General features: G+C 65.5%; 12 protein-coding genes. 5 read left to right on the top strand and 7 right to left on the bottom strand.

Annotated elements, in window-relative coordinates; translation table 11 throughout:
• Positions 1–26 precede the first annotated feature (26 nt).
• Positions 27–1,868, bottom strand: coding sequence for an alkyl sulfatase dimerization domain-containing protein (locus tag AB0L82_RS21155; protein WP_364640396.1), 1,842 nt, complete (start codon positions 1,866–1,868; stop codon positions 27–29).
• A 464-nt stretch (positions 1,869–2,332) separates the two neighbouring features.
• Between AB0L82_RS21155 and AB0L82_RS21160 the strand changes: the two genes are divergently transcribed.
• Positions 2,333–2,953 carry a TetR/AcrR family transcriptional regulator gene (locus tag AB0L82_RS21160; protein ID WP_364638633.1) on the top strand — a complete coding sequence of 207 codons (621 nt, stop codon included), beginning with the start codon at positions 2,333–2,335 and terminating at the stop codon, positions 2,951–2,953.
• 86 nt (positions 2,954–3,039) lie between these two features.
• Here AB0L82_RS21160 and AB0L82_RS21165 read toward each other — a convergent pair whose 3' ends face one another.
• A complete protein-coding gene (locus AB0L82_RS21165; RefSeq protein WP_364638636.1) occupies positions 3,040–4,167 on the bottom strand; it encodes an acyl-CoA dehydrogenase family protein in 1,128 nt (375 codons plus the stop codon).
• Positions 4,168–4,176: 9 nt separating this feature from the next.
• A complete protein-coding gene (locus AB0L82_RS21170; RefSeq protein ID WP_364638639.1) occupies positions 4,177–5,340 on the bottom strand; it encodes an acyl-CoA dehydrogenase family protein in 1,164 nt (387 codons plus the stop codon).
• 101 nt (positions 5,341–5,441) lie between these two features.
• On the opposite strand from AB0L82_RS21170, the gene AB0L82_RS21175 reads away from it, so the two are divergent.
• The 3 genes from AB0L82_RS21175 (at position 5,442) to AB0L82_RS21185 (ending at position 8,617) form a co-directional block, all read left to right on the top strand.
• The gene (locus AB0L82_RS21175; protein WP_364638642.1) at positions 5,442–6,395 is read left to right on the top strand and encodes a patatin family protein; all 954 of its coding nucleotides are present in this window, start codon (positions 5,442–5,444) and stop codon (positions 6,393–6,395) included.
• A complete protein-coding gene (locus AB0L82_RS21180; protein WP_364638645.1) occupies positions 6,392–6,976 on the top strand; it encodes a QsdR family transcriptional regulator in 585 nt (194 codons plus the stop codon). The genes AB0L82_RS21175 and AB0L82_RS21180 overlap by 4 nt, the downstream gene beginning before the upstream one ends.
• A gap of 123 nt (positions 6,977–7,099) precedes the next feature.
• Positions 7,100–8,617 (top strand): DUF222 domain-containing protein, encoded by a 1,518-nt coding sequence (locus AB0L82_RS21185; protein WP_364638648.1) that lies wholly within the window; start codon positions 7,100–7,102, stop codon positions 8,615–8,617.
• Positions 8,618–8,809: 192 nt separating this feature from the next.
• Here the strand turns inward: AB0L82_RS21185 and AB0L82_RS21190 are convergent, their stop codons facing one another.
• Both AB0L82_RS21190 and AB0L82_RS21195 read right to left on the bottom strand, forming a co-directional pair.
• Positions 8,810–10,981, bottom strand: a complete 2,172-nt coding sequence (locus AB0L82_RS21190; protein WP_364638651.1) for a copper-translocating P-type ATPase — start codon at positions 10,979–10,981, stop codon at positions 8,810–8,812.
• A 73-nt stretch (positions 10,982–11,054) separates the two neighbouring features.
• Positions 11,055–12,368, bottom strand: coding sequence for a serine hydrolase (locus tag AB0L82_RS21195; RefSeq protein ID WP_364638654.1), 1,314 nt, complete (start codon positions 12,366–12,368; stop codon positions 11,055–11,057).
• Between the two features lie 267 nt (positions 12,369–12,635).
• Here AB0L82_RS21195 and AB0L82_RS21200 point away from each other — a divergent pair, with 267 nt between their 5' ends.
• Complete coding sequence (locus AB0L82_RS21200) at positions 12,636–13,289, top strand: zinc ribbon domain-containing protein (protein WP_364638657.1); 654 nt, start codon at positions 12,636–12,638, stop codon at positions 13,287–13,289.
• 150 nt (positions 13,290–13,439) lie between these two features.
• On the opposite strand, the gene AB0L82_RS21205 is transcribed toward AB0L82_RS21200, so the two are convergent.
• Complete coding sequence (locus AB0L82_RS21205) at positions 13,440–13,685, bottom strand: hypothetical protein (protein WP_364638660.1); 246 nt, start codon at positions 13,683–13,685, stop codon at positions 13,440–13,442.
• Positions 13,686–13,791: 106 nt separating this feature from the next.
• Positions 13,792–15,216 (bottom strand): DUF1254 domain-containing protein, encoded by a 1,425-nt coding sequence (locus tag AB0L82_RS21210; RefSeq protein ID WP_364638663.1) that lies wholly within the window; start codon positions 15,214–15,216, stop codon positions 13,792–13,794.
• Positions 15,217–15,246: the final 30 nt, after the last annotated feature.

Here is a 15,246-nt window from a genome sequence, read left to right on the forward strand (position 1 = left end):
GATGGGGGACGCGCCGCGAATCCGGTCTATGGGGTGACGATGGCGAAGCCGGGATCCGGCTTGTCGAACAGTCCCTTCATCTGAATGAGAGCGGCGGCATTGCCGTCGATCTTGATGTCGCCCTTGGCGACCGCGTCCTGCATATTGCCGCCGCCGACCATGTTCTGAATGAATCCGCCGCGGGTGAGGGTGACGGTCGCGTCGGGTGCGGGCAGACCGTCGTCCGGCCAGCGGTCGTAGTGCACCAGCACGCCGTTGCGCAGTTCGGCGCGATGCACCTTGTCCTGCTGATCGCTGAACTTCCAGTCGGTGACCAGGTGGGTGTCCCAGGCCCTGGGGCCGTTGACGAACAGCGAGATGGCGTCGAACGCCTGATCCACGGTGAGCGCCGCCAGCAGCCCTTTGGAATTGGCCGCGGTCGGCGTGCCGAAGGATCCGTTGCGCAGTTCATACGCTCCGGAGAGGTAGAAGTTGCGCCAGGTGGCGTTCTCCGAACCGTAGCCCAGCTGTTCGAATGCGCTGGCCTGCAAGTCTTTCGCCTTCTTGTTGTTCGCGTCGGCGAAGATCGCGTAGTTGAGCAACTGCACGGCCCAGCGGAAATCGGCGTCGTCATAAGCCTTTTGGGCCTTCTTCAGCACCTCGTTCGCACCGCCCATGGCATCGACGTGCCGCTTGGCGTTGTCGACGGGCGGATGCTCCCACAGGTGCGCGGGATTGCCGTCGAACCAGCCCATGTACCGCTGGTAGATGGCTTTCACATTGTGGCTGACCGACCCGTAGTAACCGTGTGAGTACCAGGCTTTCTCGATCGCGGGCGGCATCCGCATGGCTTCGGCGATCTCACTGCCGACCATGCCGGTGTTGAGCATCCGCAGGGTCTGGTCATTGAGGTATCCGTACAGATCCCGTTGCGCGGAAAGGTATTCCACGATCTTGTCGGTGCCCCGGATCGGCCAGTGATGGGAGGAGAACACGATATCGGACTGGCGCGCATAGAGATTGATGGATTCGGTGAGGTACTTGGACCACACATGCGGATCACGCACCAGCGCGCCGCGCAAGGTGAGCAGGTTGTGCAGGGTGTGTGTGGCGTTCTCGGCCATGCACAGGATGCGGCGGTCGGGGAAGTAGAAGTTCATCTCCGACGGCGCTTCGGTGCCCGGTGTCATCTGGAACACCATGCGAACACCGTCGATGGTCTCCTGCTGTCCGGTCGCGGTGATGTTCACGGTCGGATCGATCAGGCTGACGGTGCCGACCGAGGTGGTCTGTCCCAGGCCCGCGCCGATCTGTCCCTTCGGCCCGCGCGGTAGCGCCGCGCCGTACATGTACGCGGCGCGGCGCGACATGGCGGTGCCCGCGTAAATGTTCTCCGCGACAGCGTGTTCCAGCAGTCCGGACGGCGCGACCACCGGACAGCGACCCGCGGCCACATCCTCGCGGGTGGTGACGCCGAGCGAACCACCGAAGTGATCGACGTGCGCATGGGTGTAGATCAACCCGGTCACCGGCTTGTCGCCGCGATGCTTGCGGTACAGCGCCAGCCCCGCGGCCGCGGTCTCATTGGAGATGAGCGGGTCGATGACGATGACGCCGGTATCGCCCTCGATGAGCGTCATATTCGACAGATCCAGGCCGCGCACCTGGTAGAGGCCGGGCGCGATCTCGTACAGACCCTGTTTGACGGTGAGCTGGGATTGCCGCCACAGGCTCGGATTGGCCGAGGACGGGCAGGTGCCCTGTAGGAAGCCGTAGGAGTCGGTATCCCAGACCACCTTGCCCTTGTCGTCCTTGATGACGCCCGGCCGCAGCGCCTCGATGAACCCGTGGTCCGCGTCGGCGAAATCGGTGGTGTCGTCGAACGGCATGGTCTGGGTGACCTTCTTGTTCGCCGCCGCGATGGCATCGGTGGGCTCGGTCTGGGTGGTGGACGGATTCACCTCGTCCGAGGAGCCGCACGCGGTGAGCGCACCGCCGACGCCGACCGCGGCCAGTGCGGCCGCGCCGACGCCGAGCATGCCGCGCCGGGATACCCGGGCTGCGCCGTTGTCGTGATTACCTGCGCCCTTTATCGGATTGCCGTCGACCACGCCGTCTCCTCGATCTTCCGTTAGCGCGCACCGCAAACCAGCCAAGCAGCCGATAGCTGTGCGTTCGCCAATTTCGCCATAACGATTCGTTCACGGCATTGAGAACGCCTTCTATGGTTTCTTCAGCGTTTGCCGCGCACCGACACCCTAACCACTATTGCAGTTAGACTGCAATAGCAATGGCCGAAATGCTCCCCCGACCCCGCGTAGGTCGACGGAAGCCCATGTGATCGGATGCAGAGATGAGCGAGGGCACCACCGAGCGCCACCCGAGCGGGGAGCGCCGCCGCAGGCGCAATCCGGAGCAGACCCGCAAGGCGATCGTGGAGGCGCTGCTCGCGGCCCTCAAGGACGGCAGTTACGCACCGACCACCAAGGACATCGCGGACCGCGCGGGCGTGTCCGAACGCAGTATCTTCGTGCATTTCCCGGGTCGCGAGGACCTGCGGGTGGCGGCGGTGGACGCGCAGTCCGAACTGGTGGAATCACTGGTGGTCGCACCCGATCCGAGCCTGCCGCTGGATGCGCGGATCGCGGCGGTGGTCGAACAGAGCGCGATCGTCTTCGCACATCAGCGCACCCCACGCCTGCTCGGCCTGCTGGAGTCGCCGGCCATTACCGCTATCGATGAGCGAATGCGGCTGACCGACGGCAAGATCCGCGCCGGTCTGGCGCGGATCTTCGCTGCCGAGCTGAATCGGGACGGTACGCAGGATCGTGAACTACTCGATCTGATCGAGGCCACGGTGGGCTGGGCGTATCGGCACCAGCTGGTCGACCGGCGCGGGCTCTCCCAGCGCGCCGCCTCGCACGCCATTACCCGCGCGTTGCGAACCCTGTTGTCCGGCAACGACTCTGACTGAGCGTCCGACACCGCAAGGACTCGAACAATCGTCCAGCAAGCATCCGGACACACACTGTTCGGCACCCACACCGGCCAATCACATCGTCAGATTTCGACCATCTGGTAGTCGCCGACGTACTCGCCGAGCCGGCGCAGGTGATCGCTGGAGTCACCGAGGGTGTGTTCGATGGCGGTGAGCCGGGCGGTGTAGTGGCCGACCGGATACTCCGCCGTCATGCCGATGCCGCCGTGCAGTTGGATGGCCTCCTGCCCGATGTGCCGGGCGGAGCGGCCGACGCGCAATTTGGCGCGCGAGGCGACCACCGGATCGGTGATGCCGTCCGCCAGCGACATGGACGCGTACATGCTCATGCCGCGCGCCAATTCCAGTGAGACGTACATATCGGCGGCACGCTGGGTGAGGGCCTGGAATGCGCGCAGCGGAACGCCGAATTGCTTGCGGGTCTTCAGATATTCGGCGGTGAGCCGCAGCGACTCCTCCATCGCGCCGACCGCTTCGGCGCAGAGCGCGGCCTGCGCACCGGCCAACGCGGCCTCGATGGGATCGGAGACATCGGTCACCGAACCCAGGGGTTCGGCGGTCGCACCCTCGAATTCGATTGTCGCGCCGCGCAATCCGTCATGGGTGCGATAGCCGGTGCGCCGCACGCCCGGATCGGCGGGGTCGACCAGGAACAGCCCCATCCCACCGTCGGTGAGCGCGACGCTGACGATCAGCAGATCCGCGCAATCACCGTGCGCCACCGGATGTTTGACACCGGTGATCTGCCAGCCGTCACCGTGCCGGACGGCCTGGGCGGTGAGTTCGGCGGACGGCCAGCGCACACCCGATTCGGCGTGCGCGAAGGCGAGCCGCAGGTCGCCCTCGGCGACCTTGGGCAGCAACCCCTTACGCTGTGCGTCCGAGCCGACGGCGGCGATCAGCCCGCCGGGCAGCAGTGCGCAGTCCAGCAGTGGTTCCGGAGCGAGTTTGCGGCCGATCTCGGTGAGCACCAGCATGGCCTCCAGCGGTCCGGCACCCATACCGCCGTCCTCTTCGGCGAAGGTGAGCCCGAGCAGTCCGACCTCGGCGAAGGTCTGCCAGAGCTGCGGGTCCCAGCCGAGTTCGGTATCGGTGATCCGGGTGCGGGCTTCCGGGCTGTGGCCGCGGGCCAGGACGTCACGCACGGTGTCGCGCAGCATTTCCTGTTCGGTGGTCAGATCGAAATCCATTGTGCTGCCTCACAATCCGAGGATCGTCGAGGCGATGATATTGCGCTGCACCTCGTTCGACCCCCCGTAGATCGATGTCTTGCGATAGTTCAGGTAGGTGGCGGTGCTGCGGCGCGCGGTGTCGGGGGTATCCCCCTCGCGCACCACCGAATCCGGTCCGGCGATATCGACCATCAATTCGGTGACGGCCTGCTGTAGTTCGGTGCCGCGCAGTTTGAGAATCGAGGAGACCGGGTTCGGCTTACCGTCCGAGGGGTCGGAGGCCACCCGCAGCTGCACCAATTCCAGTGCCAGCAGCTCGTTTTCGAGTTCGGCCAGCCGGGTGGCGAAGACCGGATCGTCGAGCAGGGTGCGCGCGCCGAGCCGGGTGGCGCGGGCCTGTTCCTTGGCCAGCCACAGTCGCACCTTGGTCTGCCCGACCGCGGCGATACCGGTGCGTTCGTTGCCGAGCAGGAATTTGGCGTAGGTCCAGCCCTGATTCTCCCGTCCGACAAGGTTTTCCGCGGGCACCCGGACGTTCTCCAGGAAGACCTCGTTGACCTCGTGGGTACCGTCGATGAGCTCGATGGGCCGTACGGTCACGCCGGGGGTGTCCAGCGGGAACAGCAGCATGGAGATGCCCGCCTGCTTCTTGGGCGCGTCCGGATCGGTGCGCACCAGACAGAAGATCCAGTCGGCGAACTGAGCCAGGGTGGTCCAGGTCTTCTGGCCGTTGACGATGTAGGAATCGCCGTCGCGCACCGCGGTGGTGCGCAGCGAGGCCAGGTCCGATCCCGCCTCGGGCTCGGAAAAGCCCTGGCACCACCAGATATCGAGATTGGCGGTGGCGGCGAGGAAGCGTTCCTTCAACTGTTGCGAACCGAATTGGGCGATGACCGGGCCGATCATATTCGCGTTGAAGGTCAGCGGTTCCGGTACCGAGGCCAGCTGCATTTCCTCATGCCAGAGGTGCCGCTGCACGGGGGTCCAGTCCCGGCCGCCCCATTCGACCGGCCAGTTCGGCACCGCCAGCCCGTGCGCGTTCAGGATGCGCTGGGTGGTGACGACATCGTCCCGGCTCAGCTCCTGTCCGTGCCGGTTGCGATTGCGAATCTCGGCGGGGATTTCGCTCCGGTAGAACGCGCGCAGTTCATCACGAAAGGCGAGCTCGTCCTCGGTGAGCGCCAATTTCATGCTTGGCCTCCAATGTCTTCGGGTAGCGCCGGATATGATACACAGACTATCCAATGTCTCAAATAGCTCTCGTAGACTCGGGAGGCCACGAAAGGGGACCCATGCCGGAGCAGGACCAGACCCTCGGAGTCGGAGAGCTCATCGCCCACCGCCACCGCGCGGACAGCGCACCCGGAGCACGCACCGACGGGCATCGACTCGCCCTGGTCATCGAGGGCGGTTCCTCGCGCGGCGCGTTCTCGCACGGTATGGCCATGGCCATCGAGGAGCTGGGCGTCCTGCACTGCTTCGACGCGGTCTACGGCGCGTCGGCGGGCGCGCTGAACGCGGCCTGGCTGCTGTGCGGGCGCGCCCGCAATTCCGAACGGGCCTGGCATCCCGAGGTCATCAACCGGGTCATCTCCCCCGCGCGAGCGCTGCGCGGCGGGCGCGTGGTGGATACCGAATATCTGGTGCACACCGTGTACGAGCGCATCGTGCCGATGGACTTCCCGGCGATCCTGGCCAATCCGGTCACCTTCCATCCGATCGCCACCGATGCCGACACCGGCGCGGCCGTCGACCTGCACCCCGAACTCACCGACAGCGCCTCGGTGCAGGCCGCCTTGCGCGCCTCCACCTGCCTGCCGATCCTGGCCGGGCGGCCGGTCCGAATCGGCGCGCATCGCTACGTGGACGCCGGAATCTCCGAATCGGTGCCCATTCGAACCGCGCTGGCACAGGGCGCGACCCGGGTGCTGGTGCTGCGCACCCGCCGCGAGGACGAGAACATGAGCGCGCCTTCGGCTTTGGAGAGCAGGGTGGTGGCGCGCTACCTGGCCCGGCACGCACCCGGCACCGTCGGCCCGTGGCTCGGCCGAGTACAGCAGCACCACCGCGACGAGGCCGATTTCGCCACCGATCCGGCCGTACTCCAGATCCGCCCGCCGCACACCGCACCCGCCATCGGCCGCACCAATCGCGATCCGGCGCTACTGCGCGAAGCGCTCAGTCTGGGCCGCGCGGTCACCGCCCGCACGCTGTCGCCATATCTGACACCTATGCTTTCGGCGTGACGCGCGCGGAGGGGACACGAGCACCGGGACGGCCGGCATCGGCCAGTCGAGACGATGTACTCAAAGCCGCCATCGATATGTTCCTGGCCGGAAAACGCCTGGATGTGAATGCCATCGCCGCCCAGCTCGGGGTGGGCCGGGCCAGCATCTACCGCTGGTTCGGATCCCGCGACGGACTGCTCGGCGCGGCCATCGCCCGGCAATTGGAGCGCATGGTCGCGCACGCCGACAAACGCTGCCGAGCCGAGGGCGGGCAGCGCCTGAACGAGATCCTCGACCACACCATCCACTGGCTGGTCGAGGACGACTCCCTGCGCACCTATTTCGACAATGAATCCACCGCCGCACTCCGCCTGATCACCCGCAGTGACGGCGTGGTGCATCCGGCGGCGGTGGCGATCGTGGAACAGCTCATCGACAAGGCGCAGTCACAGGGCTACGAACCGCCGATCGAGCGAAACACCTTGGCGTACGCGCTGGTTCGACTGTGGGAGGCATTCCTCTACAACGACGCCGTAGCCGGGTTCCGCGGCGACGTGGATCGCCTGCGCCAGGTACAGGCCGCCCTACTGCGCACCTGAGACCGACGCGAAAACAGGGAAAATCACACAGACCCGAAAATGAAAGGGCAAGAATTCTGAATATCCTTATATCACAACGTAATTCGACTTTCGGGGTCTGTTTTGCGGGGGTAGAATAGGAGTATGAATTCAGGGGAGACAATCGCAATCACGGAGAGCGCATCAGCGCTCTCCGCTGCGATCGACGCCCTGACCTCCCAGCCGCTTATTCCGTTGTCGGACAATGACATTGTCGAATTGATGCAGCAGGTCGAAACCGCTACCCGCAAACTCGATGCGATGAAACTCGATTTGGTGGTGCAGACCTGCTCGCGGTCACTGCCCAAGCTGGCCGGAGCAGGCTCGGTGGCGCTGTTTCTGCAAGACACCCTGCGGATCTCGCACGGGGACGCGTTGAACCGGTGGCACTGCGCCGAGCAAGCCGCCATCTGGCCCCGCGTCGGAGACAACGCCGAAATCTCCGTCCCGGCACCGATACTGCCGAACACCGCACTGGCACAAGAAGAAGGCGCGATCGGTCTCGACCACGTACGGGTCATTCGGCAGGTCATGGACCGACTCCCCAACAAGGTCACCGCGGAAGACCGGGCACTCGCCGAAGAGCACCTCGCGCGGCACGCTCGTGCACTGAACCCGAACCAGCTCCCCAAGATCGGTGACCGGATCCTCGGACATCTGGATCCCGATGGCACCCTCACCGACGACACGGACCGCGCTCGCATGCGCAGTATGCGGTTGAGCCCACAGGGTTTCGACCTGATGTCCACCATGACGGTGGTGTTGACTCCCGAAGCACGCGCGGCGATGGATGCGGTGCTGGCCAAGCTCGCGCGGCCCGGTCTGTGCAACCCGGCCGATCCTGAAAGCCCGTTCGTGGTCGATGACAAGCTCGATCCGGAGGTCGTGAAGGCTGCGGCCGCACGAGACACGCGTACGACCGTGCAGCGTCAGCACGACGCGTTGTTCGCGCTCCTGCACCCGGACTTCAACCCCGCACACCTCGGCTCCCACCGGGGGCTCCCGGTGACCACGATCCTGACCATGTCCATCACCGACGTGGAACGCGCCGCCGGAGTCGCGACCACCGCCACCGGTGGGACCGTGCCGGTCGCGGTCGCGTTGGAAATGGCCGCCCGCAAAAGCAAGACGTTCTCCGTCGTGACCGACGCCAACAACATGCCCCTGCACATCGGCGAAGCCCGCCTTGCCAACCCGGCACAGCGCATGGCGTTGATCGCCACCGAGCGGGGTTGCACACGCCCCGGCTGCACCGCGCCCGCGAGCATGGCGGCCGTGCATCACGTGACCGAGTACGTCAAGGGCGGCCCGACCGACATCGAAAACCTCACGCTGGCGTGCGATCACTGCCACGCATTGGTGAACGACACCCCGACCGGCTGGACCACCGTCAAGCTCGGTAAGGAATCGGCCTTCGCGGGCCGTACCGCGTGGATCGCGCCCGCGCACATCGACCCGACCCGGACACCGAAGGTGAATCATCTGCATCACCCGGACGAGTTGATGGCTACCGCCCCGGCGGCGCAACCGTTGCCTGCTCGCCCCTCTCGGGCGTGTGTGCCGAGTCGGATGCATCAGCGACCCTGGGTATTGCCTCGCCCGGCGTGCCCAGCCCGGCAATAGCTTCCACCCCACCTGTATCCAACCGTCAGGAACCCTCCTGCCGGTCATACAGGCATGTCCCGCACGGCCTCTGCCAAGTCCGTACGGCTCCATGCCGGTATCTCGAGGCCCTTCGGGCCTTCTTTCTTCTTGTCCAGGCGTCTTTATCTTTTGTTCTTTATTCTTTTGTTCTTTTCTTCTCTTGTCTATCGATCATCGCTGCGCCGGAAGGCGCAACCGCTTGAGCGATAAGGCATTCAAAGCCACGATGACACTGGACCCGGACATGGAAAGTGCCGCGATCTCCGGCCGAAGCGTGAACCCGAAAGCAGGCTCGAAGACACCCGCGGCAATCGGGAGAGCGATGGTGTTGTAACCAACCGCCCAGGCAAGGTTCTGGTGCATTTTCCGGAGCGTTCCACGACCGATGCGAAGCGCGGTAGGAATGTCGAGCGGATCCGACCGCATCAGAACCAAATCCGCGGTCTCGATCGCCACGTCGGTCCCCGCACCGATCGCGATGCCGAGATCAGCTCGGGCAAGCGCGGGCGCGTCGTTCACCCCATCCCCCACCATGGCGACTTTCTTTCCGGTGGCCTGCAATTCGGCGATCCGGTCGGACTTGTCGCCCGGCAGAACCTCGGCGATCACCGTGTCGATGCCGAGTTCGGCGGCGATGCGTTCCGCGGTGGCTTGATTGTCACCCGTGAGCATGACCACCTCGACACCCATATCGTGCAGGTCCTGCACTGCGCGAGCAGAGGTTTCGCGCACCGCGTCCGCGATACCGATGACCGCGGCGGCCTTCCCGTCCACGGCCGCGAGCACTGCGGTCTGCCCTGCTCCCGCGACGCGATCGCGGGCCGCGGCCAGCTCTCCGAGCTCGATACCTTCCCGCTCCAGCAGACGGCGGTTGCCCACCACGACGCGACGCCCGTTCACAGTGGCGATCGCACCGTGGCCGGGAACGTTCTCGAAGTCCTGTGCGCGTTCACCATTCGCGCCGCGCCCCTCGGCATAGTTCACGACCGCCTCGGCCAGCGGGTGTTCGGATTCGCGTTCCACGGCCGCCAGCAGTGGGATCAATTCCTCCGCGCTGATCACCCCGTCGGTGACGATCTCGGTGACCTCGGGCTCGCCCTTGGTGAGCGTCCCGGTCTTGTCCATGACGACCGTTTGAATGCGTGCCGCGCTCTCCAGCGCCATCGCATTCTTGAACAGCACACCGCGTTTCGCGCCCAGTCCGGTGCCGACCATGATGGCGGTCGGCGTCGCCAGCCCGAGGGCGTCGGGGCAGGTGATGACCACGACGGTGATGGCGAAGAGCATGGCCTTGGCGAAGGTGGCTCCGGCGAGCAGCCATACGCCCAAAGTCAGTGCGCCGCCTATCAATGCGACCAGCACCAGCCAGAATGCCGCGCGGTCGGCCAGTTTCTGTCCGGGTGCCTTCGAATTCTGGGCTTCCTGAACGAGATTCACGATCTGCGCGAGGGCGGTGTCGGACCCGACCTTGGTGGCGCGGACCCGCAGCACACCGTTCTTGTTGAGGGTCGCGCCGATGACCGCCGACCCGGGTTCCTTGTGCACCGGCAGGCTTTCGCCGGTGACCATGGCCTCGTCGACTTCGCTCTCGCCCTCGACGACCTCACCGTCGACGGCGATCTTCGCGCCGGGCCGCACCAGCAGCAGATCTCCGACAATCACTTCGGCCGTGGGGATTTCGACTTCCCGGCCGTCGCGGATCACCACGGCCTGCGGCGGCGCCAGGTCGAGCAGTGCGCGAATGGCGTCATTGGCCCCGCCGCGCGCCCGCATCTCGAACCAGTGGCCGAGCAGTACGAATGTGGCCAGCATGGTGGACGCCTCATAGAACACCTCGCCGCCCCCGGTGAGGGTGATGGCCAGCGAATACAGCCAGCCCGCACCGATACCGACGGCGACGAGCACCATCATGTCGAGGGTGCGCGCCTTGAGCGCCGCGACCGCCCCGGTGAAGAAGATGGTCGACGAGTAGAAGATCACCGGCAGGCTGAGGATGAGCGCCCAGATGTCCTGCCGCAGCCCGAACGGCGTCGGCAGATCCAGGCCGAACATATCTTTGGCCATCGGCGACCAGAACATCACCAGCAGCGAGAACACCAGCGCGACCAGGAATCGATTGCGCATATCGCGCGCCATGTCATCCATGGACATGCCCGCGTGCCCGGCATGACCGCCGTGTCCCATGGCGGCGTGATCCATGCCCGAGTGATCTATGCCCGCTGCCCCGGCATGATCCGTGCCCGCGTGCTCGGCATGGCTCATTTCCGCAGTTCCGGCGTGGTTCATCGCCTCGTGCCCGGCGTGGTTCACGTCCTTGTGCGCGGCATGCTCGTCATGATCCATATCCCGACCATATACCCTCGGGGGGTACCTGGCGAGTCTGCTGTGACCGGCGAGTCATTCCAGCTGTTCACCGCTACCGGATCCCCGGAGTCGCCGGATCGGTCCCGAAGCAGCCGACGATGTAGCAGCCGGGCGGCCAATCCGACACCGGCGGCGCGAGCGGCTTGTCCAGGCACGACAGCATCCCGCAGCCCGGATAGGCCATCGGCCCCAGTCCCAGCGCGGCGAGGGTGGCCGCCGGATTGGAGATCATCGGATCGGCCAGGCTGATATCCGGATGATCCTGATACGGCCCGGGATCGGCGAGCACCGGATCGCGGAAGGCGAAGGTGAGCGCGCGCAGCACATCGTGCGGGAAGCCCACCGAACTTCCCGGCACCGTGATGCCGGTCCAGCTCACCAGCAGCCCGAGACTGGGCACAATCGTATTGTCCTGCCGCATCATTCCCGACATCTGCACCGCGTCAGCGGGCATACCGGGGAAGATGGAGCCGCAGTCGGGCCCGTTCACCACGAACAGGAAGCCGTAGCAGTCATTGGCGGCGGTGCCGGTGGTTGCCTCGCGCAGGTAGTCAGCCGAAAGCACCTGTGTCCCAGCCCAATTGCCATGATTGGCAACCAGCAGACCGAGCTTCGCGAAATCATCCGGCGGCAGCACCAGGTGCGCGTACCCGTACGTGTTCTGACTGCGGTCCCGCGCCCAGTGATAGTCACCGCGCTCAATCCCCAAGGGCGTGAACAGTTTCCGCTGCGCATACGCCTGGAAGTCCTCGCGCACCGCCTGCTGCACCACATACACCAGCAGATCCACCGCCCGCTGGCTGTACTGCCACTGCGTACCCTGCGGATGCACGATGGGCATAGCGAGCGCCTGCGCCACCACATTCGGATCGAGCTGCACCAGCCCGGTGACGCCCTCGGACGCCACCGCGACCTGCATCCCGGAGGTCTCGGTCAGCAGGCTGCGCACGGTGATGGCGCGGTGCGCCGAATCACCGAGTCCGGCAGGCAGATACGCGTCGATCGGACTGTCGATCCGAAGCAGCCCGTCATCCACGGCCGCACCGGCGACCATGGCCACCACGCTCTTGGTGCTGCTCCACAGGTTCCACGGCATTCCGCCCGCGCGCTTGTTGTTCGGCCCGCCCGCGACGAGGCAGTTGTTCCGGAAGATCTGCACGGTGAATCGTGTCGGGTCCGCCGCGAAGTCGACGGCGCGCTGCAACTCCGCCGGATCCAGCCCTACCGCTTCCGGTTTCGCGGTCGGCTGGGTGCGCCCGCTGCTCACCTCGCACCGCTGCTGTGGCGCGGCCTGTGCCGGTTGCCCGACGAGCAGCAGGCTCGCCGTGATCGCCGCCGCTACGGCGACCGTCCACGCTCGAAACACCCTTATCCGAAACACCCATTCCGCCTCTCCCGAAGTCCCTGTCCGGCACATCGGCAGCGAAATTGGCCCGTTATCGATTCGTGACCCCCGACTTACCTGGACGATGCTTCTCGGGGCCATGGTTTTCGGGGCGTAAGCGATGTCCGTATTCGTCCCTCCTGTTGCGGACCTCGCACGTCATACGATAAGAACCTGACGACACGTGGTCCGGGGGGCTCCGGTCGCGTCCGTTCGTAGTCCGCTGAGCCGCAAAGGAATCACCGCGCCATGACCGCACCGGTCGTCTTCACCAGCTCGTATTCCGACAATTCCAATGACAATGGCTTCCAGTGGGAGTTCCATTGCGATCGCTGCAACACCGCGTACAAGTCGCCGTTCGAGCAGAACTACCTCTCGCGCGGACGCGGTGTACTGCGCGTGCTGCGAGATCTGTTCGGCGACTACTCCAAGACCATCTACAAGGTCTCCAACGCCGCCGACGACTTCTCCAACACCTGGAGCGGCGGTTCGGCCTCGGCCACCAAGGACAAGGCGTTCGCCAAGGCCGTCGACCTGGTCAAGGACGATTTCCGGTCCTGCGCGGGCTGTGGCTCCTGGGTCTGCGCGCGCATCTGCTGGAACGATCACGTCGGCCAGTGCACGCGCTGCTCCCCCATGGCCGCACATCAGCTGGCGCAGGCGCAGGCCGAAGCGCGCGGTTCACAGTTCCGCGACGCCGCCAATCAGCAGAACTGGACCCAGAACCAGGATATGTCGGTCCCGGCCCGCGTCACCTGCCCCACCTGCGCGGCCAGCACCACCGGCGGGCGCTTCTGCGGATCCTGCGGCACCGCACTGGATTTGCGGGTGCACTGCACCGGATGCGGACATCAGATTCAGGCGGGTACGGCGTTCTGCTCGAATTGCGGTCGCTCGCAATAGGAGTCCGCACACAAAACAGCGCCCCTTCCCGAATTCGGCAGGGGCGCTGGGTTTTGGGTGTTAGGCGATCAGCCTCGGATCAGCTCCGCGTCAACACGGACCAACTCCGCGTCAACACGGACCAACTCCGCGTCAACTCGGAGTCGAGCGTCAGAAGGAGCCGGTGCCGGGCAGCGGCGGCAGGCCGGGCCAGTTCTGGTTCCAGTCGCCGGGGTGATCGTGGTGGTGCCGCCACTCGCCGTGGTGGTCCCAGTCACCGTGATGTCCGGGACGGCTGATATCGGCGGGAGACGAGACATTGGCGTCGGCGCTGGCCGGAATCGCCAGTGCGGCAAGAGGTACTGCGGCGAAGATGCCGATCGCTGCGATTCTGGCTACTACTGCGGTACGAGTCATCCACCTATCGAACGACTCATTCCTCACAGGTCCATCGGAGTTGCCTGGCAAACGGCTGGGAGTCGGGTGCCGGGCGTCGGTGTGACGCCCGGCGATCGTCGGATTGTCAGCCGACTTTCGTCAATGCCGGCGGCTGCCAGCCGCCGTCGACGGCGCTCTGTTCCGGCGCGTACAGCCGCATGGTCAGGGAGAACTTGCCGCTCGCCGGAATCGGCAGCCAGTTGCCCTGCGGTACGGCCGGACCCGGATCGGCGTTCTGCACGGTGATATCCGCCGACCCGTCGGCGTTCTTCGTCACCGGGATCTGATGGCCGACCGCGTAGATATTCGCGGGATTGTCGATCAGGAAACTGTCGGCGTCATAGGCCGTGATCGACCAGAATGCCTTGGCGGGCGGCAGCTTTCCGTCCGGGAAGTGCAGGGTGTAGCGGATCGGCGTGCCATTGTCGTCGGCAGTGCTGAATACCGTCGGGTAGAGCGCGTCCTTGGGCAGGTTCGCGCCCAGACCGCGCAGTGCGATATTGGCGCGGTTCAGGTAGTCGGTGCCGTAGGTGCCGACATTGGTGGCGAACTGCCAGCCGTTCTCATTCTTCATCTGCGGATTCTGGTAGGCCGCTATGGTTTTCGTCGCGCTCGCGACCGCACCGTTGAGCACATCCGCGGACACCTTGTCGGCGGTCGCGCCGGGCGCGACGCCGATCTTGGCGAAACGCGCCATTGCGGGAGCGTCGGCCACGGCGGGCGGATTGGTGACCATGAGCTGATTCAGCTTGTCGAAGAAGGCGGGGCCGTCCATCGCCGCGACCTGCTTGGACGGATTCTGCGATTTGTCACCGGGGATACCGCCACCCGGATTGTCGTGATTACCGCTCTCCCACTGGCTCAGTGGCACCAGCTTCATCTGATCCTGAATGGCCTTCACATTCGCGAGATCGTCCTGACCGTTGACCTGCACCCGCCCCAGCAGCCAGACGGTGTCGGTGGGCATGGGCAGCGAGGTGACGCCCTCGGGCAGCTGCCCCTTCCACGCCGGACCGGTGATCGCATAGGTGAACGGGCCCTTATCGCCCGAGCTCAGCTGCGGATCGACGCTGCCGGGGTCGTGCACGGTATTGGTCCAGGCGTCCAGGAACTGCATGAGCCAGTACCGGTTCGGGTCCATCTCCGGTATCTGCACGATCATCGGCTCGTTCTTCACATCGAGCCAGGCCTGCGAATAGAGCGTGTCCAGGTTCAGGCGCACCACCTGGCGGTCGGCCGGGGTGGGCAGGGTGTCGGCGTGGTCGAAGTGGTTGGCCGAGGCCGCCGACGCGCGGGTGGCGTCCATCAGGACCAGGGGGTAGCCGAAGACGTAGGCGTCTGCCGCGATGGCCGCCGGATCGTCGGACGGTGCGGCGGTGGAGGTTGCCGAATCCTTGCTAGATGAGGAATCGCTTCCGCACGCGCCCAATGCCACAGCCGCCAGCACCACGGACAGGGCGGCGGCCGCGCCGATCAGCAGTCGTCGAAAACGTACTCCGCGAGTAGTCATCGCATTACGCTCGCACGCGCGCGAACGAAT

The sequence above is a fragment of the Nocardia sp. NPDC052001 genome (genome assembly GCF_040680615.1).
Classification (GTDB): Bacteria; Actinomycetota; Actinomycetes; order Mycobacteriales; family Mycobacteriaceae; genus Nocardia.

Excerpts from the sequence above, each read along its gene's own strand:
- AB0L82_RS21210 (WP_364638663.1), bottom strand. The coding sequence starts at position 15,216 with ATGACTACTCGCGGAGTACGTTTTCGACGACTGCTGATCGGCGCGGCC.
- AB0L82_RS21185 (WP_364638648.1), top strand. The coding sequence starts at position 7,100 with ATGAATTCAGGGGAGACAATCGCAATCACGGAGAGCGCATCAGCGCTC.
- AB0L82_RS21170 (WP_364638639.1), bottom strand. The coding sequence starts at position 5,340 with ATGAAATTGGCGCTCACCGAGGACGAGCTCGCCTTTCGTGATGAACTG.
- AB0L82_RS21160 (WP_364638633.1), top strand. The coding sequence starts at position 2,333 with ATGAGCGAGGGCACCACCGAGCGCCACCCGAGCGGGGAGCGCCGCCGC.
- AB0L82_RS21155 (WP_364640396.1), bottom strand. The coding sequence starts at position 1,868 with ATGCCGTTCGACGACACCACCGATTTCGCCGACGCGGACCACGGGTTC.
- AB0L82_RS21190 (WP_364638651.1), bottom strand. The coding sequence starts at position 10,981 with ATGGATCATGACGAGCATGCCGCGCACAAGGACGTGAACCACGCCGGG.
- AB0L82_RS21175 (WP_364638642.1), top strand. The coding sequence starts at position 5,442 with ATGCCGGAGCAGGACCAGACCCTCGGAGTCGGAGAGCTCATCGCCCAC.
- AB0L82_RS21200 (WP_364638657.1), top strand. The coding sequence starts at position 12,636 with ATGACCGCACCGGTCGTCTTCACCAGCTCGTATTCCGACAATTCCAAT.
- AB0L82_RS21205 (WP_364638660.1), bottom strand. The coding sequence starts at position 13,685 with ATGACTCGTACCGCAGTAGTAGCCAGAATCGCAGCGATCGGCATCTTC.
- AB0L82_RS21165 (WP_364638636.1), bottom strand. The coding sequence starts at position 4,167 with ATGGATTTCGATCTGACCACCGAACAGGAAATGCTGCGCGACACCGTG.